Annotated in this window: 18 protein-coding genes; 12 read left to right on the top strand and 6 right to left on the bottom strand. The window is 60.5% G+C overall.

The annotated features are described in order from the left end of the window. Positions 1–9: 9 nt before the first annotated feature. From tssA to AABM55_RS11815, 5 genes are all read right to left on the bottom strand, one after another. Positions 10–1,110: a type VI secretion system protein TssA gene (tssA, locus tag AABM55_RS11835; RefSeq protein ID WP_347929653.1), complete on the bottom strand. Its 1,101-nt coding sequence runs from the start codon at positions 1,108–1,110 to the stop codon at positions 10–12. After that, complete coding sequence (locus AABM55_RS11830; protein ID WP_347929652.1) at positions 1,107–4,925, bottom strand: type VI secretion protein IcmF/TssM N-terminal domain-containing protein; 3,819 nt, start codon at positions 4,923–4,925, stop codon at positions 1,107–1,109. The genes tssA and AABM55_RS11830 overlap by 4 nt, the downstream gene beginning before the upstream one ends. Then, positions 4,922–5,689 (bottom strand): DotU/TssL family secretion system protein, encoded by a 768-nt coding sequence (locus AABM55_RS11825; RefSeq protein WP_347929651.1) that lies wholly within the window; start codon positions 5,687–5,689, stop codon positions 4,922–4,924. Before AABM55_RS11825 ends, AABM55_RS11830 begins: the two co-directional genes overlap by 4 nt. An 18-nt stretch (positions 5,690–5,707) precedes the next feature. Next, on the bottom strand, positions 5,708–7,039 hold the full coding sequence (gene tssK, locus AABM55_RS11820; protein ID WP_347929650.1) for a type VI secretion system baseplate subunit TssK: 1,332 nt from the start codon (positions 7,037–7,039) through the stop codon (positions 5,708–5,710). Positions 7,040–7,101: 62 nt separating this feature from the next. Further along, the gene (locus tag AABM55_RS11815) at positions 7,102–7,572 is read right to left on the bottom strand and encodes a type VI secretion protein (protein WP_347929649.1); all 471 of its coding nucleotides are present in this window, start codon (positions 7,570–7,572) and stop codon (positions 7,102–7,104) included. Between the two features lie 205 nt (positions 7,573–7,777). On the opposite strand from AABM55_RS11815, the gene tssB reads away from it, so the two are divergent. From tssB to AABM55_RS11760, 11 genes are all read left to right on the top strand, one after another. After that, entirely contained in the window at positions 7,778–8,338 is a 561-nt protein-coding gene (tssB, locus tag AABM55_RS11810; RefSeq protein ID WP_347929648.1) for a type VI secretion system contractile sheath small subunit, read from the top strand. A gap of 28 nt (positions 8,339–8,366) precedes the next feature. After that, positions 8,367–9,854, top strand: coding sequence for a type VI secretion system contractile sheath large subunit (gene tssC / locus AABM55_RS11805; RefSeq protein ID WP_054596771.1), 1,488 nt, complete (start codon positions 8,367–8,369; stop codon positions 9,852–9,854). 74 nt (positions 9,855–9,928) lie between these two features. Further along, the gene (locus tag AABM55_RS11800) at positions 9,929–10,429 is read left to right on the top strand and encodes an Hcp family type VI secretion system effector (protein WP_054596770.1); all 501 of its coding nucleotides are present in this window, start codon (positions 9,929–9,931) and stop codon (positions 10,427–10,429) included. Between the two features lie 15 nt (positions 10,430–10,444). Continuing rightward, a complete protein-coding gene (gene tssE / locus AABM55_RS11795; RefSeq protein WP_347929647.1) occupies positions 10,445–10,888 on the top strand; it encodes a type VI secretion system baseplate subunit TssE in 444 nt (147 codons plus the stop codon). Beyond that, entirely contained in the window at positions 10,872–12,662 is a 1,791-nt protein-coding gene (tssF, locus tag AABM55_RS11790; RefSeq protein ID WP_347929646.1) for a type VI secretion system baseplate subunit TssF, read from the top strand. Before tssE ends, tssF begins: the two co-directional genes overlap by 17 nt. Further along, on the top strand, positions 12,626–13,651 hold the full coding sequence (tssG, locus tag AABM55_RS11785) for a type VI secretion system baseplate subunit TssG (protein WP_347929645.1): 1,026 nt from the start codon (positions 12,626–12,628) through the stop codon (positions 13,649–13,651). The genes tssF and tssG overlap by 37 nt, the downstream gene beginning before the upstream one ends. Before the next feature lie 2 nt (positions 13,652–13,653). Beyond that, a complete protein-coding gene (gene tssH / locus AABM55_RS11780) occupies positions 13,654–16,203 on the top strand; it encodes a type VI secretion system ATPase TssH (protein WP_347929644.1) in 2,550 nt (849 codons plus the stop codon). 33 nt (positions 16,204–16,236) lie between these two features. After that, positions 16,237–16,773, top strand: coding sequence for a GNAT family N-acetyltransferase (locus AABM55_RS11775; protein ID WP_054596765.1), 537 nt, complete (start codon positions 16,237–16,239; stop codon positions 16,771–16,773). Between the two features lie 204 nt (positions 16,774–16,977). Beyond that, entirely contained in the window at positions 16,978–17,514 is a 537-nt protein-coding gene (locus AABM55_RS11770; RefSeq protein ID WP_146016082.1) for a hypothetical protein, read from the top strand. Between the two features lie 73 nt (positions 17,515–17,587). Beyond that, entirely contained in the window at positions 17,588–19,597 is a 2,010-nt protein-coding gene (gene tssI / locus AABM55_RS11765) for a type VI secretion system tip protein TssI/VgrG (protein ID WP_347929643.1), read from the top strand. Positions 19,598–19,610: 13 nt separating this feature from the next. Beyond that, positions 19,611–20,153, top strand: coding sequence for a toxin-antitoxin system YwqK family antitoxin (locus AABM55_RS11760; RefSeq protein WP_347929642.1), 543 nt, complete (start codon positions 19,611–19,613; stop codon positions 20,151–20,153). Between the two features lie 162 nt (positions 20,154–20,315). Here the strand turns inward: AABM55_RS11760 and AABM55_RS11755 are convergent, their stop codons facing one another. Next, the gene (locus AABM55_RS11755) at positions 20,316–20,708 is read right to left on the bottom strand and encodes a DUF4280 domain-containing protein (protein ID WP_347929641.1); all 393 of its coding nucleotides are present in this window, start codon (positions 20,706–20,708) and stop codon (positions 20,316–20,318) included. 189 nt (positions 20,709–20,897) lie between these two features. Here AABM55_RS11755 and AABM55_RS11750 point away from each other — a divergent pair, with 189 nt between their 5' ends. Continuing rightward, positions 20,898–21,965: a phosphotransferase family protein gene (locus AABM55_RS11750; protein ID WP_347929640.1), complete on the top strand. Its 1,068-nt coding sequence runs from the start codon at positions 20,898–20,900 to the stop codon at positions 21,963–21,965. Positions 21,966–21,968 lie beyond the last annotated feature (3 nt).

Here is a 21,968-nt window from a genome sequence, read left to right as displayed (position 1 = left end):
CTGCGATGTTTAGAGCACACCCAATAACGTCCAGAGTCGGCGCGACTCCGCGTCAGCCGATATCAACTCGCCCAACAGTTCACTCAGCGGTTTATTGCCCCACTCCACTCCGCGCCTGATCAAGTAAGGCACCGGACTGTGGGGCTCGGTTCGCGCCAGGTATTCGGCAATCAGTAGCAGTTGCCGATAAGCCTCTTCGCGACTCACCGGCTCGCGCAGTGCCTGTTGGGCTGGCGCAGGCTCTGGCTCCAGAGTGTTTTGTGGCGCCTGGACCTGCGGTGGCTCGACCGGGGCCTGGGTGGGTTGACGTGGATGCATGGCGATGAACTCCTGAACGAGCGTCAACAGCGCCTCGATGATGCCCCGCAATGATTTGTAGCCTGGCGCCTGATTGCCCAGGTAGGCATCACTCCAGTCCTCCAGCCGTTGCAGATGCTGCAAGCTCAGCAACAGGCTGCCTTGGCTGCGCAACCAGAAGGACAGCGGTGTCGCGCGAATCTGTTCGGTGAGTTTTTTCTGCTCGTTGCGCGCGGTTTCAGCTGAGGTTTTTGCGGCCTTGGTGTCATTGACCATCACCTGCTGCACTTGCAAGCGCCGCCAGTCATCCAGGCAGAAATCCGCAAATTCGCTGGTGCGCGTGTCGAACAGCGGCACCCGGGTGAGCAGGACTTCGCTGTAGCGTCTTGCCAGCCATTCGAGAGGAATCACCCGCCACGACTGATCGCCCTCCTCGGCCTGAGGGTGAAGTTGCTCGGGGTAGCGCTCGCATAACCCCGCCACCAGCGCCAGGCTGCCCGGCAACCCTTCCAGGCCGTCCAGATGCAACCAGGCCTCGCCGAGCCAGGCACTGAGCATCAAGTCCTTGCTGCGCTCCAGCAGCAAACGGCTGGCGAGCTTTGCCTGTTCCGGCCATTGGGCACGCTTGATCGACGACTGCCAGACCCCTGTCGGCAAACTGGTATCGTCCTCGCGGCGCAGCTCGCGCAACTGATCGAACTCAGGCTCATAGCGCAGGTCCTGGCCACAGGGCGCTTCATCGCTGATCGGTTCGAGCAACTGTGAGATCAACTCCGGCAGCGGCGATGACAATGATAGTGACGGCAAACTCACAAGCCCTCCTCGTTCGTCACGATGGCCGCCGTCGAACCCGTCGAGACAAAGGGTGAACGCGGCGCACGGGTCGGCAACGGTTGAATGGACAACTGCAGTTTTGATCCCTGAGTCATCCATGACAGGCGCATGAACATCTGTGTCGGCTCCTCAATGCTGGTGCTCGCGGCGACCGGCAAGCGCAAGGTCAGTGGAAAATCGGTGTAGTCCATGCTTGGCTGGCGCTGATTCGACTGGTGCGAACGCATCAGCCGCAGCAACGACCAAGGGCCGCCGTACTCCCAGCCAGCTTCCAGGTCCCTGATCACCAGGTTCGGTTGCAACGGGTCGCTGACCGGCCGCTGCGGACCATTCCTGGCCCAGCGCAACGTCAACCTGACGGGTTGGCCGACCATCCAGCGCAGGTTCTGCTGGGCCTCGCCGGGGTAGCTGATCTGTTGATTACCGGCATTCAAGCCCCAGGCAATGACCTGATCGGCGCCGTGCTCTTCCTCGCGATCAGTGCGCCAGCGCACATCCATCTCCACCCCGAGAATGCCGCTTTTATCTCGCACAAACAGCGGCCCGAGCCAAGTGCTGGCCTGTTTCAAGCGATTGAGAAAGTCCTCGGCGGCCAACCGTTCCGGCGTCCGGCTGAGTTGCAAACCGGCTTGCGCCACCGGCAGGCGCTTGTCGATCAATTCCAGCAAATGCTGGACCCGCGCCGGGTCGGCATCGGTCACCTGCGTGCCATTGGAGAATGGAAAACGCTCGGCCAGGTACTGATTGAAATAGTTGGCCAGGTCGTTCCACGCCGCCGAAGCCTGTTGCTGCTGCAGCGACTGGCAGCGTTGCATCGCGGTTTGCTGCAGTTCCTGAGCCCTCAGGGCAAGCGTCCCACGGCCACCGGAAAGGTTGGCGGTTTGCAGGATTTGTGCGCAGGACCCGGCATCCATGTCGATAAAGTCCCGGCTCACCAACTGTTCGATCTGTGCCGCAGAGCTGGCAGGATTCTGCTCCTTGTACTTGAGCAGTTCATCATTCAAGGCACTGAACTGCACAACCCGTTCGTAATCCAGTCCCGACAGATTCTGCTGCTGGACCTTCAGCCACTCCAACGCCGAAGTACGTTGTTCGGTAATACCCAACATGGTGTTGAACTGCTGCTTGAGGCTCAGCTTCAGGTCCTGCACATCACTGGCACCGTACAGCTGCAAGCCGAGGTTTTTCGAACCATCCCAGCGCGCAATACTGGTCCTTTCGCTGAACAGCGGCTGGGCGATTATTTCGTTCAGGCCATTGGCGACCTCGGCCAACGCGCGGCGGTTGAGTGCGTTCTGCAAACGGGTAGCCAGGTCACTGCGGCGCAACTCGACAAAGGCTTTTTGCAACGCCACCGCCTGCGAGGCCTGCACATTGAACCCTGTGCCTTGCTGCACCTGGCCGCCCTGTTCCTCCAGGCTGAGCCACATCGCCTTGGCCGCCGCCCCTTCCGCCGCCTGAAGCAGTGCGCCCCGGTAGGCTGGCGGGATACGTGGCAGCTCTTCGCTGACGTAGCTTTTGTAACTGGCGAAGTAATTCAATGCGCTGTTGAGACCATCGCTGTCGGCGTTCTGCCCCTGTGAAGCACTGAGGCTGGAATCATCCTGACGCAGTGCAATAGCCACGAAATCGCGCTTGAACAACGCCTGCACGGCGTTGTCCAGCTGGCTGACATGCTCTTGCAACGCCAGTTGTCCGCTGCCTTGCTGAACCAGCAAATTGCCACGCGAGCCTGCCTGGGCAATCCATTGATCACGAAAGCTCTGCTGCAACTTCGACGCCTGCATGTCCAGTTGTTGCTCCAGTTGCGGCCCGAGCAAGGCGCTTTGGCGGACTTTATCCATCAGCTCGCGGTAGCCCGGCACCAGGTCCTGGCCCTTGCCTCGTCCCCACGCCGAGTTGGTCAAGCCAATCAACGCTTGCAGGTCGTCAATCAGCGCCCTCAAGTCCTCGAGCTCGCTGAGTGAATTGCCACTGCCGGACTCCAGCCGCTCCAGCTGCAGCTTGAGATAGCCGGCCTGACGCACGAAGTTGTCAGCCAGGAAGTACTGGTCCAGCCAGCGCTCCATCAGTCCTTCAAAATTCGTCGAGATGGTCGAGCGCTCCGCGCTCAGGTCCAGCGCTTTCAACCCGCTGGTGTCGGAATTGAGCAGTACCCGGTTATAGAAGGCCGAGCGACGCAACGTGCCGACGTTGAGGTTCAGCGACAAGGCGTTATTGCTCAACAGCACCAGGTCATCGAGCGGGCTCCGGGGATTGTTCAACGCCTGATTGAACCACTGGTTCTGTTGTTCGAGACGCACCGCGCGCTCGACCAGTTCCTTGGCCTTGACGTAGTTCTGCCATTGCGCCGGGTCTTCGCTTTCCACGTTCACTCGACGCTCGGTATTGCGGATCGCCTTGAGCTGCGCCAGGTCCGACACCAGCAACTCTTGCAGCGGCACCAGCAAGTGCCGCTGAGCAGTGAGCCGCAGTTCGTCCTCCAGCTGCGCATCCAGCGAGGAAAACCAGGAGGTGGGAAAGACCACCGAACTGAACGTCCAGCGCGGGGCTCGTTCCAGTACCCGCCAGAAACTTTCGACGTTACGTCGCGTCGGTTCCAGTCGATGGCTTTCGTCCGTGACCGCGACATAATTTTTCTGCGCACCTTGCAGCAAGCGTGACAACTCATGGGCATCCTTGACCGAGTCGTGCCAGACCCAAACCATACCGATCGCCCACACCAGCCCGACCACCAGCGCCACCACGCCGGTCACCCGTTGCCAGCGTTGGCGCAGCCGCAAAATCCGCGGTACGACCTGAGCCACGCCACGTTCGGCGACAATCCGGCGCTGCCACAACTGCCGGGCAAACGCGCTCTGCTGCAACACCGTGTCATAGGCCGAGAAGCTCTCCCGAGTACTCTCCGGCGCTTGGTTGGCAGTGAAGTAAATCCCTCGAAAACGCGGCGCCTCACCTTGTGCGTTGCCCTGAAAAACCGGCTCAAGCAACGTTTGCAGTGTGCGCCGCAGCGCTTCGAAACGGTCCGGCAAGGCAAACAGTTCGTTGCTCAAATGCCCGGACAAGGCGCCGATCTCGATGATCGATTCAGACAATGCCCGGCTCACCTGATCCAGCGCCTGATCACTCCAGTGCGATTGCCAGACCGCCTCAGGCGAATACGGCGACGACCAGCCCAACGCCTGTTCACGTGCCTCGACCGGAAGTGCAGCAATCAACGTCTGAAAGCCCGGCACTTCCTCCATCCCGGTAATCACCACATACACCGGCAGGCTCAGACCGAAACGCTGTAACAGATCGATGAAGCGCCGCCGTGCCGCCAGACCGAGGCTGGCGGCCAGCTCCGGATCGCCCAGTTGACTGGCTGGCACGGTCCAGATCACCGCGTCCAGAGGCCGCTTGCTGCGCAGGCGCACGATCAATCCCAACAGACGCCACCAGCCGCCACGTTGCAGGTTCAAGCCTTCATCAGGCAAAAACAACGTTTGTGGCACCACCAGCACCGCGCCCTCGGGGTCCGACCACCAGCGCCCGAACCAGGCCGGTTTGTCGGTGGGTTGCAAGCGCCATTGGGCACAGAGTTGAGTGCCCTGGGTTTCGTTGCCAAGCATCAGCAGCCACGGAATCTGATAGCGATCCTGCGTGCCTTGCTCCTGCTCCATGTGCCGGACCGACAGATAAAAACTGCGAATCGCCGCACCGCTCTGGGTGCGCAACCACCACACCGCCACCAGCAACACCGCCAGCAACAACAGCACCGCGACGACGGTTGCGACAATCCCCAGGGTGCTCATGAGTTTTGCTCCTGGGCCGCTGCCGTTTCGGAAAGGTGCATGACCGGCTCAAGCTCTTGACGAATGTCACGCCAGAACATCTGCCCCAACCCGGTCATCAACAGCACGACGCCAAGGATCGCCAGCGCCAGCCGAAAGCCGTCGGGTAGCGACAGACGCAGGGGCAACTGCACGGGAGTCACCGCTGAAGGCTGCTCCAGCCGAGCACTGACATCGGCGTAATCGGGCTCGTGTTGCCAGGCAAACGCGAACAACGCCAACCGCCACTTCTCATGCTGGAGCTGGTTCTGCTCGCCGCGCAGACGCCCTTCAAAACCCAGTACCAGGCATTGCAAATACACGTTGGCCAGATCCCGAGTGGCCGGCACCTGGTCGTCGAGCAATGTCTTGATCGCCAGTGGCAACCGTTCGCCCGCCTGACGGCTGGCATACATCCGTGACTCCAGCGGTTTGTCCTGCCAGCCGAGCTGACCTGGCCAGGCGGTAAACAACAGGGTCTCGTCGATCAACGCGACAAACGCATACACTACGGCGGTCACCTGTTCGGTGGCGGCATCACCGACTTTAGCAAACGCGGTTCGCCACAAACGCTGGGTAATCTGCGTGGAAAACTCGACGACGGCCTCGACCAACGCTTCATCGTCACTGTCTTTGGGCTGTTCGTTCCAGGCCTGCGACCACTCTTGCCAGGCCTGGCGAAAAGCACTGCTCAGTGGCGCTTCGTGGAGGCCTCGTGCAGCGCTGCCGACGTTCCCTTCAGGCATTCGATTCCCCTTCCCTGATCAAGCGTTTTCACTGGCTTGAGCGACAAACAGCACCACTTGCCACGGGCTGCTCGCCAGCTGCGAGGCCGGCGCGACAATCTGCAGCGGCAGTTGCCCGTCGAACCATTGGCCCTCTGCGGTGACCACAAACAACCGGGTATCTTCGCCCACGCTGTAGGCCACCTGTTCGTTGCGATTCATGGCCTCATGCGCCAGACCGCGCATGCGTTGTCGACCGAGCAGGGCAACGTGCGGCGCGGAAGCGATGATCGCCCGACTCAACCATTCACTCGCAGACTGCTCGCTTGCACCATTGGGCATGCGCAAGCCGATCACCAGGCGCTGGCTTGGCTGATCGTCGGGCAACTGGATCGAGAAGAGGTGTTCATGGCGTTCGAACGGCAGGCTGCGATAGCCGGCGCGAATCAATTCGAGGGTCTTGTCCAGCCAGTCGAGTACGCTCTCGTAGCCGCGCTGCAACTCGAGAAAATCCAGCGCGGCAAAGGCCGGCACCCCTGCCAGCGGATCAAGCGCCGACCAGGCACCGGCCAGCCCCAGCAGCAGACCATACAACGCCTGAGGCGTCGCCAACCGACTGCTCAACAAACCCTCGACTTCCGGCAGACGCGCCCAGAGTGCGGTCAATTGGCGACGAATTTCCGCAGCATCATCCTGATTGCCAGCTTGCTGTGCCTGGCGCAAGCGACCGGCCAGAAACATGCATTTCTCTCGGGCCCGGGCGCACAGGCCGCCGACCCGACGGCCCAACACCGACTCCGGTAGCAGACACGGCGTTGGCGCGGTGTAGGGCAACTGCAAAAAGCCGCCGCCTTCCTTGCGAATACGCACCAGCGGTACACAGATCGAATCGGCCTTGTTCAACTGCGTGCACAAACGCGGATTGGGTCGCCACACCGTAATCGACTCGGGGTATTGACCGCTGGTGAGGTCTGGCAAGGCATCGCCGATTACCGATTGCAAGCGTCCGGTGAGTGGCAGTAATTGTCCGGCACGCCACAACGGACTAACCGCCAGGTACACGGTCACAGTGGCATTGTCCGTTGCATCGACCGCTTCGCTGACATCGAGTTCCAGCATCGGTCCCACACCGGCCTGCACGTTGATCGGCAAACCATCCGGCAAGGTCGCCTGCAAGGCGAGCAAGCGAACGTGCCCGGCACTCAGTGCCGAAGGGTCGATGTCGAGATGGGTGACACCCCAGAACCAGGGGTTGCAGGCCTTGGCAAAATGCGCGACCAACGCTTCGGCGCGCAGACCTTGCAACTGAAAATGCTGGGGCAGCAACTGCATGCCCTCGTGCCAGCAAACCGCGTCAGGTAGCAAACTCATACGATTCCCTTCGACGTCGAATGGCGCCGCTTGCCGCGGCCTGGCGATCTTTTCAGTGCAGATCAGTGCGCAGTGTCGCTGACCAGTGTCATCTCGCGACTGTCGAACTTCAGCCAGGCCTTGCTCTGATCGTCCAGTCGAAGTCGGTGCGCTCCGGGTGTGTTATAGCTCGCGAAGATCAAAAGTCCAGCGGCCCGCTTGCCGCCCAGGGGGAAGGGTTGTTGATCGATAAACTGCCCTGGAACCAGCTCCAGCCCCCAGACCGTCATCAGCTGTCGGTAGTCGCGTTGAAACTGCTCGCGCTCGCTGAACCATTGCCGAGCGGTCAGTGCCGACAGCTGTTTGAGCAGGTCCGGATCATTCACCGCGACAAAATCCACGGCAATCGGCGTGTCGTCATTGGCATGGGCGGCGACGTCCAGCGTCAGGCGATCGAGATCGACTCGCGGCCCGAACAACGAACAGCCCGCGAGTAACAGGAACGAGAGAGAGATAAAAAAACCTGCGCGCACAATGAATTTTCCTTTTCTCATGACGGTCCAAAATTGTTTTTGTTTGCATTTTTATAGACCTGTTCTAGCGTCTTGGGTAGTTCGGTCGGTACGACGAATGTGGAAGGTTCGTCAAAGGAATGACAGTTCCAACTGCCCTCCCTTTCTAACCTACGGTTCGGTAAGGGAATGCGATGAACGGACCCTCCGGTGCATTGCTCCCGCCCATGCATCGGAGTCAGCCACCATGGCAGAAAGTACTCAGCACAAGCTCGACAGGGTCCGTCCACCCCGTGTGCAAATCACCTATGACGTTGAAATAGGTAACGCCATCGAGAAGAAAGAATTGCCTCTGGTGGTCGGCATTCTTGCCGACCTTTCTGGCAAACCGCTGGAACCCCTCCCAAAACTGAATGAACGGCGCTTCACCGAGATCGATCGCGACAACTTCAACGAAGTGCTCGCCTCGATCGCCCCGCGCGCCACCTTACAGGTCAACAACACCCTCACCGGCGATGACAGCAAGCTCAACATCGAGCTCAAGTTCGGTCATATCGATGACTTCGATCCGGTCAAGGTGGTCGAGCAAGTAGCGCCGTTGCGGCGCCTGTTCGAAGCGCGTCAGCGTCTGCGCGACCTGCTGACCAAACTCGATGGCAACGATGACCTGGACAAGCTGCTGCGTGATGTCATCGCCAACACCGAAGGCCTGCAAGAGATCAAGTCGGCCCGGCCTGAAGCGCAGCCTGAAGCGCAGCCTTCTGCACCTGCCGGTGATGCCGACGCGGCGCCGCAAGATCAAGCCTGATCGTCCATTCACTTAGGGAGAAATTGCCATGCCCGCCTCATCCAGCGCCCAGGCCCAAGCCAGCGAGAGTGTGAACGAGACCTTGTCTCTGCTCGACCGAATCATCGCCGAAGGGCGAATGGCCCACGACGAAAGCCAGAAGGATTACGCCCGCGACATGCTTGCGGAATTCGCCACCCAGGTTCTTGACAAAGACATGGTCGTCGACAAGGACACCGTGGCGATGATCAATGACCGCATCAGCCGGATCGACAAGCTGATCAGCACCCAGCTCAACGAAGTCCTGCACCATCCGGACCTGCAAAAACTCGAAGCGTCCTGGCGCGGCCTGCACCTGCTGGTGCAGAACACCGAAACCAGTTCCAGGCTGAAACTGCGCTTGCTCAACGTGACCCAGAAAGAGCTGCAGAACGATCTGGAAAAAGCCGTCGAGTTCGACCAGAGCGCGCTGTTCAAAAAGATCTACGAAGAAGAATACGGGACCTTTGGCGGTCACCCGTTCAGCCTGCTGGTGGGTGACTACACCTTCGGCCGGAACCCGCAGGACATCGGCCTGCTGGAGAAACTCTCGAACGTCGCGGCCGCCGCCCATGCGCCGTTCATTGCCGCTGCCAGCCCGCGGCTGTTCGACATGAACAGCTTCACCGAGCTCGCGGTGCCGCGTGACCTGTCGAAAGTCTTTGAGAGCCAGGAGCTGATCAAGTGGCGCTCCTTCCGCGAAAGCGAAGACTCGCGCTACGTGTCGCTGGTGCTGCCGCACTTCCTGCTGCGCCTGCCTTATGGCCCGGACACCTTGCCGGTGGAAGGCATCAACTACGTCGAGGACGTCAACGGCAGCGACCACAGCAAATACCTCTGGGGCAATGCGGCCTGGGCCCTGTCGCAACGCATCACTGAAGCCTTCGCCAAATACGGTTGGTGTGCAGCAATTCGCGGCGCCGAAGGCGGTGGCGCCGTCGAAGGACTGCCCGCCCACACGTTCCGCACCACCTCTGGCGATCTGTCGCTCAAATGCCCGACCGAAGTGGCAATCACCGACCGTCGTGAAAAAGAGCTCAACGACCTCGGCTTCATCGCCCTGTGCCACAAGAAAAACAGCGACGTGGCGGTGTTCTTCGGTGGCCAGACCACCAACAAATCCAAGGTCTACAACACCAACGAGGCGAACGCCAACGCGCGGATCTCGGCCATGCTGCCTTACGTGCTCGCGGCGTCCCGCTTCGCCCACTACCTGAAGGTCATCATGCGCGACAAGGTCGGCAGCTTCATGACCCGTGACAACGTGCAGACCTACCTCAACAACTGGATCGCCGATTACGTGCTGATCAACGACAACGCCCCACAGGAAATCAAGGCGCAGTACCCGCTGCGTGAGGCCCGAGTGGATGTCTCGGAAGTCGCCGGAAAACCGGGCGTCTATCGGGCCACGGTGTTTCTGCGGCCGCACTTCCAGCTCGAAGAGCTGACAGCCTCGATCCGCCTGGTCGCCACCCTGCCGCCACCGGTAGCTGCCTGACCTGCCTCCCGCCGGCCTGGCCGGCGGGTTTTCCTTTGCTTATCTAACGCGATTTTCTTCAGGAGTTTCATGCGATGGATGCAATCATTCTCGACCTCGGCGGCGACATCAAAGGCGACAGTCTGCTCGAAGGTTACAAGGACAAGATCGAAGTCATGTCCTACAGCCACAACGTCGCGATGCAGGTGACCAACGACGTCAGCAACTCCGAGCGTACCTCCGGCAAGCCGCACATCGGCGAGTTCACGCTGACCAAGTTCGTCGACAGCTCGACCCCGTCTCTCAACGAGTACTGCTGCGCCGGCAAACCGATCCCGGAAGCCAAGATCACCATCGGACGCAACGCGGCCGAAGGCAGTGGCCAGTTGATGCCCTTCATCATTTACACCCTGAACAACGTGGTGCTGTCCAACGTCAGCGTCAGCGGTGGTACGGGCGGCAAACCGGTGGAAACCCTCTCGCTGAACTTCACCAAGATCAAGTGGGAACTGACCGCGCAGAAAGACGATGGCACCAAGGAAGGCACGGCCGCTTCGACCTGGGACCTGGCCGCGAACAAGCTGATCAAGGGCTGACGGAGTACCCCGAAAATGACCGGCACCGGCATTCTGCCGCCGCTGTTCGAACGCCTTTCCGCCAGTGAGGCGGATACCGTGCAGGCGTTCGATCGCCAGGCACTGTTGGAGTCGGTCCGTATCGAGTTGCTGCGCTTGTTCAACACCCGTCGTGGCCAGCGCCCGCTGACCACGCCGCCAAGCGTTATTGACTACGGCATCGCTGACTGGACTGCATTGCAGCAACAGCGCAGCGATGACCGCCGTCAATTGATGCGGCAGATTCGTGAAGCCATCGACGCCTTCGAACCACGTCTGCGACTCAACGCGGTCGAGGTCACGCCGGTCCCCGAAAATCCGCAACAGCTGAGTATCAAGCTGCAAGGTGAGCTACGCAGCGGCAAGCAGCATTGGCCTGTCGCATTCGTCATCGAGAACGCCGGCGATGGCCTTGAGGTGCGCAATGAGCGACTCGATTGACCCGCAACTGCTCGATTACTACCAGCGGGAACTGACCTGGCTGCGCCATGCCGGGAGCATTTTCGCCGAACGCTATCCCAAGGTTGCCAGACGCCTGGAACTGTCTCCCGGCGAATGCCCGGACCCGCATGTCGAGCGCTTGCTGGAAGGTTTCGCCTTGCTCGCGGCGCGCCTGCAACGGCGACTCGACGACGATTACGCCGAGTTCAGCGACGCGCTGCTGGAACAACTCTATCCGCTGACCATGCGGCCGCTGCCGTCCTGCGCCATCGTCCAGTTCGAGCCCGATCCAAGCAAGGGCAACCTGGCCGGCGGTTACCCGCTGCCGCGCGACACGCCGCTGTTCGTCACCACCCGCCACGGTGAAAGCATTCACTTTCGTACCAGCGCCGCCGTTCACCTCTGGCCGCTGGCAATCGACGAAGCCTTGCTGCTGGGAAGTGACGAAGCCCAGGCCCTGACCGGCGTCGCCCAGGCACGTTCGGCGCTGCGCTTGAGCCTGCGCTGCCTGGGCCAAAGCCAATGGGCAGAACTCGGCATCGAGCAGTTGCGCTTGCACCTGGCCGCGTCGCCGGTGATTAACGCCAAGCTCTACGACTTGCTCGGTGCCCATGCGATTCAGCTCCTCGCCGGGCCACCCGGCAGCACACCAAAAGTGCTGGCCGGGCTGCCGAAAATCGTCGGTTTCGCCAACGATGAAGTGCTGCTACCCGATGAAGACGGCGTGCATCCTGGGATGCGTTTGCTCGCCGAGTACTTTGCCTTTCCGGACAAATTCAATTTTTTCGACGTGCCGCTGGCGGGTGCAATCAGCGACAGCCAGACGCTGTATCTGTACATCGTTTTCGACCAGGCACTCGGCAGCCGCCTGCATTTACAAGCCAGCGATATCGCGCTGGGTTGCGCGCCGGTGATCAACCTGTTCCCACGGACTTCCGAGCCGCTTCGCCCGGACGGCACTCGCAGCGAATACCGCCTGGTTGCTGATAGCCATCGGGAAAACAGCGTCGAAATCCATAGCATCCGCGCCCTTCGCGCCAGCACCTCGCAGGGCGTGCAGCGCGTACCGGCGTATTACGGCAGCCAGCACGGCGGCAACCACCGCTGCTATTGGCACGCCCGGCGAATCAGCGGCATGACCCCAAACCGCTTGGGCACCGACCTGATGTTGAGTCTGGTGGACACCCAGCTCGACCCGTTTGAAGACGTGACTGAACTGAGCCTGTCCGCCGAGCTGCTCTGCACCAATCGGCACTTGGCCCAGAGCCTGTCGGCTGGAACACCGCTAGGCTTCGAGCGACCGGGGCCAGTCGCCTCGGCGCGCCTGCGTAATCCGCCGAGCCCGCAAAGCCTGCCGCGGCTGGACGGTGAATCGCGCTGGCGACTGGTCTCGCAATTGACCCTCAATCATTTGTCATTGGTCGAAGGTCCGCAGGCGCTGGACGCACTCAAGGAAATCCTCGCACTGCATAACCTGCGTGACGAGGCCAGTGCTCTGCGGCAGATCGAAGGTCTGCTGAGCCTGAGCTGTGAGCGCGTCATTGCGCATGTCGGTGAAGATGCCTGGCGCGGCTGGCGCAATGGGCTGGAGGTGCGCCTGCAACTCGATCCGCAGCATTTTGTCGGCACCAGCGCGGTGCTGTTTTCAGCGGTGCTGGCGCAGTTTTTCTCACTCTATGCCACGGCCAATCGCTTCGTGCGCACGGTGCTGGTTGAATCGGACAAGGAGATCAAGGCATGGCAACCCCAAGCCGGCATGCCGCTCTCCCTCTGAGCCTGAGCCAACGACTGCGCCGCGATCCTCAGGCGTTCGAGTTGTTGCAGGCCTTGTTGCTGCTCGAGCGTGAGCATCCACAAGCCGAATCGCTGGGTAGCGGCACCGCACCGCAGGCTGAAGCGCTGCGTCTGCGCGGTCCGCTGACGCCGTTGTTCGCCGCCAGCCAGGTTGAAAGCCTGACCGAGGAAACGGATCACAAGCCGACCCTGACCACTCCGGTTTTCGGTCTCGGCGGACCAGACGGACCACTGCCCTACGCCTATCAGGAATGGCTGCAACAACGCGCCCGCGCCAAGGATTATGCGCCGGCCGAGTTCCTCGATCTGTTCCAGCACCGACTGCTCAGCCTGCTCTACAAAGTGCTGCGCAAACACCGGATTGCCGTGGGCTTTTCAGTGCCTGGCGCAACACCGGTGCACGCTCAGTTGCGAGCGCTGACCGGCCTGCTGCCCAAGGCCCTGCATGATCGTCAGGCGATTCCCGATGCCGCCGTGCTGGCGTGCAGCGCGCTGTTCGCCGACGGGCGTCGTTCGCTCGCAGGCTTCGCTGCCATCGTGCGCGAACAGTTCGAATTGCCGGTCGAGCTCAACGCCTATGAAGGTGCCTGGCGCGAGATTCCAGCCGCCAGTCGCAGCCGCTTGCAGCCCGGTGGACGCAACCTGCAACTGGGGCGCAGCGCCGTGGCCGGCACCCGGGTCTGGGACGAACATGCCGGCATCCGTCTGACCCTTGGCCCACTGACACCCGCCCAGGCTGCCGCCTTCTTGCCGGACGGTGAAACGCACGCGGCCTTGGCCAGCCTCAGCGCACTGTATTTCGGGCCGGACCTGGAGTGCACACTGGTGCTGCTGGTGCGTGGCGCCAGCCCGATAAAACTCGGTCGTCAGACACCGCCGCTGTTGAGCTGGAACGGTGGCTTGCAGCGCCAGTCCAGCCTCACTCTGCAACGCATCGAGACTCGTCTTCGTCAGCTGGAGATCACCTGAACATGGAACTGGCCAGCCTGATCGGACGCCTCAACCCGGACAACCGCCGCGCCCTGGAACGGGCCGCCCAGCGTTGCCTGCAACGTGGTCATCATTACGTTGAAATCGAGCACCTGTTGCTTGAACTGCTGGAAATCGAAGGCGGCGACTTCGCCTACCTGCTACCGCGCTTCGGCCTGGAACGCGATGCCCTGACGGCGGAAATCAACAAGGCCCTGGAGCTGTTCAAGACCGGCAGTACCCGCACTCCGGCACTCTCGGCACAGACCATCGGCTTGCTGGAGGACGCCGTGGTGCAGGCCAGCGTGCTTGGCCTTGAGAGCATCCGTTCCGGCCTGTTGCTGTTGGCACTGCTCGACCGTGATGAACGCCGCAGCCTGTTGCTCAACAGTGCTTCGTCGCTGCTGCGCATTCCTCGGGACGCCCTGCGCAGCAATCTGCTGGAGTGGACCGAAAGCTCCCGCGAGCACGTCGGCGGCGCCCGCTCGGTCGCCGCAACCGGCGGCAAACCGCAGCAGAAACAGGACTCGATACTTGATCAGTTCACCCAGGACCTGACCGCCGACGCGCATGCCGGACGCATCGATCCCATCGTCGGGCGTGACGGCGAAATTCGCCAGTGCATCGACATCCTGCTGCGCCGTCGCCAGAACAATCCGATCCTGGTCGGCGCGCCCGGCGTTGGCAAAACCGCAGTGGTCGAAGGCCTGGCCCTGCGCATCGCCGCCGGCGACGTACCGCCGTCGCTGCAAGAAGTCAGTCTGCGGGTCCTCGACCTTGGTTTGTTGCAGGCCGGCGCCGGGGTCAAAGGTGAATTCGAGCAACGGCTCAAAGGGGTGATCGATGCCGTCCGCAGCGCGGAAAAACCGATCATCCTGTTCATCGACGAAGCCCACACCCTGATCGGCGCCGGGGGTGTCGAGGGCGGAAGCGACGCCGCCAACCTGCTCAAACCGGCGCTGGCCCGTGGTGAACTGCGGACCCTGGCCGCGACCACCTGGCTTGAGTACAAGAAATACTTCGAGAAAGACCCGGCCCTCGCCCGGCGCTTCCAACTGGTGCAGGTCGAAGAACCGGATGAAATCACTGCCGTGGAAATGCTCCGCGGGGTCGCCGCCAAACTCGAGCAGCACCACGGCGTGCAGGTCCTGGATGCGGCGATTCATGAGGCGGTGAAGCTGTCCCATCGCTACATCTCTGGCCGGCAACTGCCCGACAAAGCGATCAGCGTGCTCGACACCGCTTGCGCGCGGGTCGCCCTCGGGCAACACGACGTACCGCCACCACTGGAAAGCCTGCGTCATCGCCAGCAAAGCCTCAAGGATGAAGTCGAACGCCTGCGCCGCGAACAGGCCACCGGCCTCGATCATCGTGAGCGCATTACCGTGCTCGAGACCGAGTCCACCAGTAACGTGCAGGCCATTCGCGAGCTGGAGATTCGCTGGAGCGAAGAGCGCGTCGCCGTGCGCGAGCTGCTGGAAACCCGACGCGAGCTGCTGGCCTTGAGCGAACGCGCCGACAATGACAAACCGGACGACGTCACTGATGGACGCCTCGACCATCTGGCCGCCGAACTGCTGCGCCTGGAAGCCGGCCTCGACGCCATTCGCCAGGATGACCCGCTGGTACCGGAGCAAGTCGATGCGAAAACCGTCGCCGCGGTGATTGCCGGCTGGACCGGCATCCCGGTGGGCAAGATGCTCGCCGACGAAGCCCACGCCGTGCGCACCCTCGGCCAGCGCATGAGCCAACGGGTGATGGGCCAACGCACCGCGCTGAACACCATCGCCCAACGCTTGCAGGCGTATCGCGCCGGCCTCACCGACCCGCAAAAACCGGTCGGCGTGTTCCTGCTGGTCGGCCCCACCGGCGTCGGCAAAACCGAAACCGCCTACGCCCTGGCCGATGCGCTGTATGGCGGTGAGCGCAATCTGATCAGCATCAACCTTTCTGAATATCAAGAAGCCCACACCGTCAGCCAACTTAAAGGCGCCCCACCCGGCTACGTCGGCTACGGCAGCGGCGGCGTGCTCACCGAAGCCGTGCGGCGCAAACCCTATTCCGTGGTGTTGCTGGACGAAATCGAAAAAGCCCACCCGGATGTGCTGGAGGCTTTTTATAACGTCTTCGACAAGGGCCTGATGGAGGACGGCACCGGCCTGGTGGTGGACTTCAAGAACACCGTGATGCTCGCGACCAGCAACGTCGGCGCCGAACTGTTGCTCGACACACCGACCGCGCAACTCGACAGCGATGCCTTCACCGAAGCCTTGCACAACGTGCTGCTGAAAGCCTTCCGCCCGGCGTTTCTGGCGCGCATGACCGTGGTGGCGTACCGGCCGTTGGATGAGGCGACGCTGGAAGGGATTGTGCTGGCGAAACTGGAGAAATTGCGTGGCCGCTACAAAGCGGCAACCGGGAAACAGTTTGAGTTTGATGCCGGGATTGTGCAGGCGGTGTTGGCCAAGTGCAGCGCGGCGGGTGCGCGGGATGTCGAGAATGTGTTGATGACGCAGGTGACGGGGAAGTTGGCGGAGTGGGTGTTGGAGTAATCCATTAAGTATCGTCTACACGGAGCTTTGGTTATGACTTACGACATCTATCAAGTCAATCAGGAACATTACGCCGAGGCTGCAAAAGCCTTCCTGTTCCAAGTAGCCGATTTAATCAAACAAAAAACAGTGACGGGTCAGCGTGCTATCCAGGCGAGTGACGCACTCAATATTGCGGAGTCCTATTCGATCAAAGAGCCTGGAATGTACTGGTTTATTGCGCTGACTAAATCAGGCGGCAGTGTGGCGGGACTAATGAAGCTCAAAACCCAGGACACTGAAGTTAAAGTTGAAGATCTTTGCGCGAATCCAACCATGCAAGGAACAGGTACGGAACTGATAGAGCGTGCCGTACAGTTTTCCGAACGCATGGGGAAAAATGGCCGATTGACCTTGACCGACATGAGCAAACCGAGAGAGGCCGGTGGCCAGACGTTTTATGGAAAGTTAGGATTCAAGGCACCGCTTGACGACCCTACTTCAATCACCAAAAACCTTAACCCAAATGCCAATTTGGGAATATGGTCACCGGTCCAAAAAAAGGTCGGCAATTCATGGAAAAAAATATGAAACCTCTGGAAACCGACTCAGCTCCAATTTTCATAGAGAGAAAAACTTTTCTGCTCGGGGAGGAAGACCGTCCCTGTCCGTTTTTGTCCTTGATGAATTCCAGTGCTACCTATCAGTCCGCTATAGGGTGACATCCGATGTGAATGCAGACCCCAGTTGCCGTGTCAGACAATCTTAAAGTTACTCCTTAAGAGGACTATAACAATGGCTCTAAGACGTTCCAAAGCAGCGTGTACTTCCGGAAACGTTAACATTCACAACACCGTACAAACCTGGTGGAACGCTCCACAAATTTCCTATGTGGCTCATGCTTATCTGGCTAATGGAACAATTGTCTGTTTGCGACCGCCATTGTCTGCTGGTGCAAATAATCAACCGGCCAATCATCCAGACCAACAGTATTGGAGAACGCTTGGACAGAATGGCGCTGTGGCCGCGATTGCAGCCATTACCAACGCGATTGCGGGCGCCGGTGGCGTTGGTAATATCACCAGCATCGACATCGACTGCAAATTGATGCCCTGTACCGGCCAGCACGGGTGTTTGTATTCCGTACCAACACTGATGCGAACCCTATACGGGCTGAACAATACGCCTCTGCGAATTTTTTCTCATGCAGATGAGAATATGGGGGGAGGCGCTTCAAGCAAACGTGTGATTTTATCCAGCACTGCTGTAGCGACCAATGCAGCAACATTGGTCACCTATAACCAACATGATGGTTGGGGATGGGTACCTTGATTCAACTTTCCAGCGAAGGTACTTATTTTTTCTATGGCCAGCCGAATCATTGAAGACTATTTGAGACTGCTCAATGCCCCGCACCGCCGACAGCAACACCACCCTCTCCCTCACCGCCACCTCACTGTCGGCGCTTTACCCTGAGTCAATCTCCGGCGAAGAATCGCTTAACGCCCTGAGTTCACAAACCCTCAACGGCCTCAACGACGGCGCGTCCCTCACCCTGACCAGCGCCGTCGCCAGCCACATCACTACCACCCTGCACAATGACGCCCTGACCCGCCCCTTCGACGCACTGGTCGCCGAGATCCGCCAACTCCCCGCCGACGCCACCGCCGAGCGCTATCAGCTTGTTCTAAGGCCATGGCTCTGGTGGCTGACCCTGGCCAGCAACAACCGGGTGTTCCAGAACCTCGCCACCTCGGACATCGTCACGACGATTTTCAAGGCTCACGGCTTCACCGATTTCCAGTTGAAACTCACCGGCAGTTACACCCCGCGCGAGTACTGCGTGCAGTACGGTGAAACCGATTTCGCCTTCGTTTCGCGGTTGCTGGAAGAGGAAGGGATTTTCTGGTTTTTCACCCATGAAGACGGCAAGCACACGCTGGTGCTTGGGGACAGCAACGACGCTTTTGTGCCAATCCCCAACGGGCCGAAGGTGACGTATCTCGGGCAGCGAATGGGCGAGCGCGAATTGCATGGCATCCGTTCCGGACAAGTCTGTGTGCAGGCGGTGGCCGGGGTGTATCGGGCGACGGATTATGAGTTCACCACACCGACCACGTCCCTCTACGATCAGGCTGAAGCAGTGGCCGGGCCGCGCTCTATCTACGAACATCCGGGCGGTTACAACGCCAAGGCCCGGGGCGATGCGCTGACCAAGCAGCGGGTGGACGGTTTGCGCAGTCAGGAGAAACGATTCGTCGGCGAGAGCGATTGCCGTTGGCTGGTGCCGGGGCACTGGTTCACGCTGGCCGGTCACGATGACCCGACGCTGAATATCGATTGGGTGGTGACGGCGGTCACGCATGAGGCCAGTCACGACAGCTACCGCAACCGCTTCGAAGCCATTCCCAAGGCCACGCCTTATCGCCCGGCGCGGATTACGCCCAAGCCGCGGATGCATACGCAAACGGCGCTGGTGGTCGGCAAATCCGGCGAGGAAATCTGGACCGATCAGTACGGCCGGATCAAGTTGCAGTTCCCCTGGGATCGTGACGGCAAGAATGACGAAAGCAGTTCCTGTTGGGTCCGCGTGGTGCTGCCGTGGAGTGGCAAAGGCTTCGGCATGCAGTTTGTGCCACGGATCGGTCAGGAAGTAATCGTGACCTTTATCGACGGCGACCCGGACCGGCCATTGGTCACCGGTTGTGTCTATAACGGCGACAACGCCCTGCCCTATGCGCTGCCAGCGAACCAGACCCAATCCGGAATCAAGACCCACTCATCCAAAGGTGGCGACGGGTTCAACGAGTTGCGCTTCGAGGACAAGAAGGACGCCGAAGAGGTGTTTCTGCAGGCGCAGAAGGACTTCAAGATCAACGTGCTCAACGACACCACCGCCAGCGTCGGCCACGACGAAATCCTTACGGTAAAGAACGCCCGCACCCGCACGGTCAAGGAAGGCGACGAGACCGTGACCCTGGAAAAAGGCAAACGCAGCGTGACGATCCAGACCGGCAGCGACAGCCTCGACGTCAAGGACAGCCGAACGGTGAAGGTCGGCGCCGATCAGAAGCACAGTACCGGCGGCAACTATGAGCACAAGGTCACCGGCGATTACAGCCTGACGGTGGACGGCAACCTGACCATCAAGGTGAGCGGCACTCTCACGCTGCAAAGCGGTGGCAGTTTCGCGATCAAGAGTGGCGCCGATCTGGCGGCCCAGGCCAGCACCTCGATCAGCCAGAAAGCCGGCACCTCCCTGAGCAATCAGGCCGGCACGGAGCTGACCAACAAAGCCGGCACCTCGCTGACCAATGATGCGGGGGTCAGCCTGACCAACAAGGGCGGCGCCGAACAGACCGTGGATGGCGGCGGCATGCTGACCATCAAGGGCGGACTGGTGAAGGTCAATTGAGGAGCGAGCGAAGATGCCATCGGACAAACTGGAACTGGAACGCGGTGACAGCCGGCTCGACGGACGAATGCTCGACGGCCGGCTGGAAGGTCCGCTGCACATCAAGGAAGCCGGAAAACCCCAGGCCGCCTTGAATTACAGCCAGGGCGAACTGCAAGGCAGGAGCCTGCTGTATCACCCCAATGGCAAGCTGTCGGCACAACTGCCTTTTGAGCATGACAAGTTACAAGGTGTCGCAACGTTTTATGCGCCGCAAGGCTGGCTGCAACGCAAAGCCACGTATCGCCGAGGCCTGCTGCATGGCGAAGCAACCAACTATTTCCCCGATGGGAAAGTGGCTGAATTGGAGTGTTATCGCGACGGTGTGCGTGAAGGGGTTTACCAGCGTTTTCACCCTAACGGCAAACCCGCCGTCAACGCCCGCTACCTCAACGGTCAGTTGCTTGAACCTGAACAAGGCTTTGCCAGCGATGGACGACCGTTGGATACCGAGGGCAAACCGATCTCGCGGATGCGCTGGTGGTACCGGCGCTGGGCCGATCCGACACAGGCCTGACGCAGACCTGTAGCAGCTGGCGTAGCCTGCGTTCGGCTGCGTAGCAGTCGTCAATCCATTACACGCGGTCGACCTGAAAGACCGCGGCGTCTGACTTCACGACTGCTACGCAGCCGAACGCAGGCTACGCCAGCTGCTACAAGGGCAGCGGCGCTCTTCGGATCAGGGGATAAGCATCTGCATCTGCCCCGGCATTGCAATCTTGATCACCCCGCCCCAGTTGCACATCAAGCTGCAGTTGGCATCGAGGGCAGGCATTCCCCCCAGCAAAAGGGTCGGTGCTCCGGGGATCCACGGGGCGGCGGTGGCCGGAATGCATGGCATCGGCGTCAGCACGCCGAGGGCGGCCGCCGTGGCCGCGGCGACCATTGGATTGGCCGGGCTCATGCACATGCCAAACGGCATGATGTTCAGCAGCGGAATGTGATCCATGATGTTCGCCGCCGGCATGCCGCCGGTCAGCGTGCGGTTTACCGGCAGCACGTTGAGCACCCCCGGTGCCGCACCGAAACTGCATTGCAGGGTCGCGGTGGCGCACACTTGCGGACAGCCCATGTCGAATCTCCTTCCTGAAAGCGATGCTCCTCTGAACCATAGTTCGCCGAGCCTGCTCTCGCACATCAGGAACGCTGATTATCCAGCAACACGCTAACCTATAAGACCTTGCCGCGCTTGTGGCGACCCCGGCACGCCATTAGATTAGTCAATGATGTCTGGCCTCCAAAATAAGCAGAAGGGATAAGCATGGCGCTTACTGACCAGTCCACCCGTATCCGCTCTGGCGAAGAACTCGATGCCAGCCTGATCGATCCGTACCTCAAGGCGCACATTCCGGGCCTGAGCGGGTTGCCACAGATCAGCCAGTTCCCCGGTGGCGCTTCAAACCTGACATATCTGCTCGAATACCCCGAGCAGGAGTTCGTGCTGCGTCGGCCGCCGTTTGGCCACAAGGCCAAGTCCGCCCACGACATGGGCCGTGAGTTTCGCATTCTCAATCAGCTCAAGGACGGTTTCCCGTATTGCCCGAAAGCCTACGTGCACTGCACCGACGAATCGGTGATCGGTGCCGAGTTCTATGTAATGGAACGGGTCAAGGGGATCATCCTGCGCTCCGAACTGCCAGCGGAACTGGGCCTCGATGCCGCTAAAACCGAAGCCCTGTGCAAGAGTTTCATCGACAAATTCGTCGAACTGCACCGCGTTGATTACCAGGCCTGTGGCCTGGCCGACCTGGGCAAGCCGCAAGGTTATGTCGCCCGGCAGATTCATGGCTGGAGCGAGCGCTACGAAAAAGCCCTGACGCCTGATGCGCCGAGCTGGCAAGCGGTCAAGGACTGGCTCAACGACAAGATGCCCGCCGACCACCCGACGTCAAGCATCGTCCATAACGACTACCGCTTCGACAACGTGATCCTCGACCCGAACAACCCGATGCAGATCATCGGCGTACTGGATTGGGAACTGACCACCCTCGGCGATCCGCTGATGGATCTGGGCAACACCCTCGCCTACTGGATCGAAGCCGGCGACCCGGCACCGGTGCAACTGATGCGCCGTCAACCGAGCCATGCCCCCGGCATGCTCACCCGGCGCGAATTCGTCGATTACTACGCTGAGCGCTCGGGGATCAAGATCGACAATTTCGACTTCTATTACACCTACGGGCTGTTCCGCCTGGCCGGTATCGTGCAGCAGATCTACTACCGTTTCTTCCATGGTCAGACCCAGGACAAACGCTTCGCGCAGTTCATTCACATGAACAAGCTGCTGGAGCAGATGAGCCTGCAAGTCATCCAGAAATCCAGCCTCTGATCA

Origin of the sequence: Pseudomonas helvetica (assembly GCF_039908645.1) — a bacterium.
Taxonomy (GTDB): Bacteria; Pseudomonadota; Gammaproteobacteria; order Pseudomonadales; family Pseudomonadaceae; genus Aquipseudomonas; species Aquipseudomonas helvetica.
Note: the sequence above shows the minus strand (reverse complement) of the source record. Positions and strands in the feature narration are given on the sequence as shown.

Coding starts and splice junctions, on each gene's coding strand:
- AABM55_RS11830 (WP_347929652.1), bottom strand. CDS start 4,925: ATGAGCACCCTGGGGATTGTCGCAACCGTCGTCGCGGTGCTGTTGTTG.
- tssB (WP_347929648.1), top strand. CDS start 7,778: ATGGCAGAAAGTACTCAGCACAAGCTCGACAGGGTCCGTCCACCCCGT.
- AABM55_RS11815 (WP_347929649.1), bottom strand. CDS start 7,572: ATGAGAAAAGGAAAATTCATTGTGCGCGCAGGTTTTTTTATCTCTCTC.
- tssG (WP_347929645.1), top strand. CDS start 12,626: ATGGCAACCCCAAGCCGGCATGCCGCTCTCCCTCTGAGCCTGAGCCAA.
- tssH (WP_347929644.1), top strand. CDS start 13,654: ATGGAACTGGCCAGCCTGATCGGACGCCTCAACCCGGACAACCGCCGC.
- AABM55_RS11755 (WP_347929641.1), bottom strand. CDS start 20,708: ATGGGCTGTCCGCAAGTGTGCGCCACCGCGACCCTGCAATGCAGTTTC.
- tssK (WP_347929650.1), bottom strand. CDS start 7,039: ATGAGTTTGCTACCTGACGCGGTTTGCTGGCACGAGGGCATGCAGTTG.
- tssE (WP_347929647.1), top strand. CDS start 10,445: ATGACCGGCACCGGCATTCTGCCGCCGCTGTTCGAACGCCTTTCCGCC.
- AABM55_RS11825 (WP_347929651.1), bottom strand. CDS start 5,689: ATGCCTGAAGGGAACGTCGGCAGCGCTGCACGAGGCCTCCACGAAGCG.
- tssC (WP_054596771.1), top strand. CDS start 8,367: ATGCCCGCCTCATCCAGCGCCCAGGCCCAAGCCAGCGAGAGTGTGAAC.
- AABM55_RS11800 (WP_054596770.1), top strand. CDS start 9,929: ATGGATGCAATCATTCTCGACCTCGGCGGCGACATCAAAGGCGACAGT.
- AABM55_RS11750 (WP_347929640.1), top strand. CDS start 20,898: ATGGCGCTTACTGACCAGTCCACCCGTATCCGCTCTGGCGAAGAACTC.
- tssF (WP_347929646.1), top strand. CDS start 10,872: ATGAGCGACTCGATTGACCCGCAACTGCTCGATTACTACCAGCGGGAA.
- AABM55_RS11760 (WP_347929642.1), top strand. CDS start 19,611: ATGCCATCGGACAAACTGGAACTGGAACGCGGTGACAGCCGGCTCGAC.
- AABM55_RS11770 (WP_146016082.1), top strand. CDS start 16,978: ATGGCTCTAAGACGTTCCAAAGCAGCGTGTACTTCCGGAAACGTTAAC.
- AABM55_RS11775 (WP_054596765.1), top strand. CDS start 16,237: ATGACTTACGACATCTATCAAGTCAATCAGGAACATTACGCCGAGGCT.
- tssI (WP_347929643.1), top strand. CDS start 17,588: ATGCCCCGCACCGCCGACAGCAACACCACCCTCTCCCTCACCGCCACC.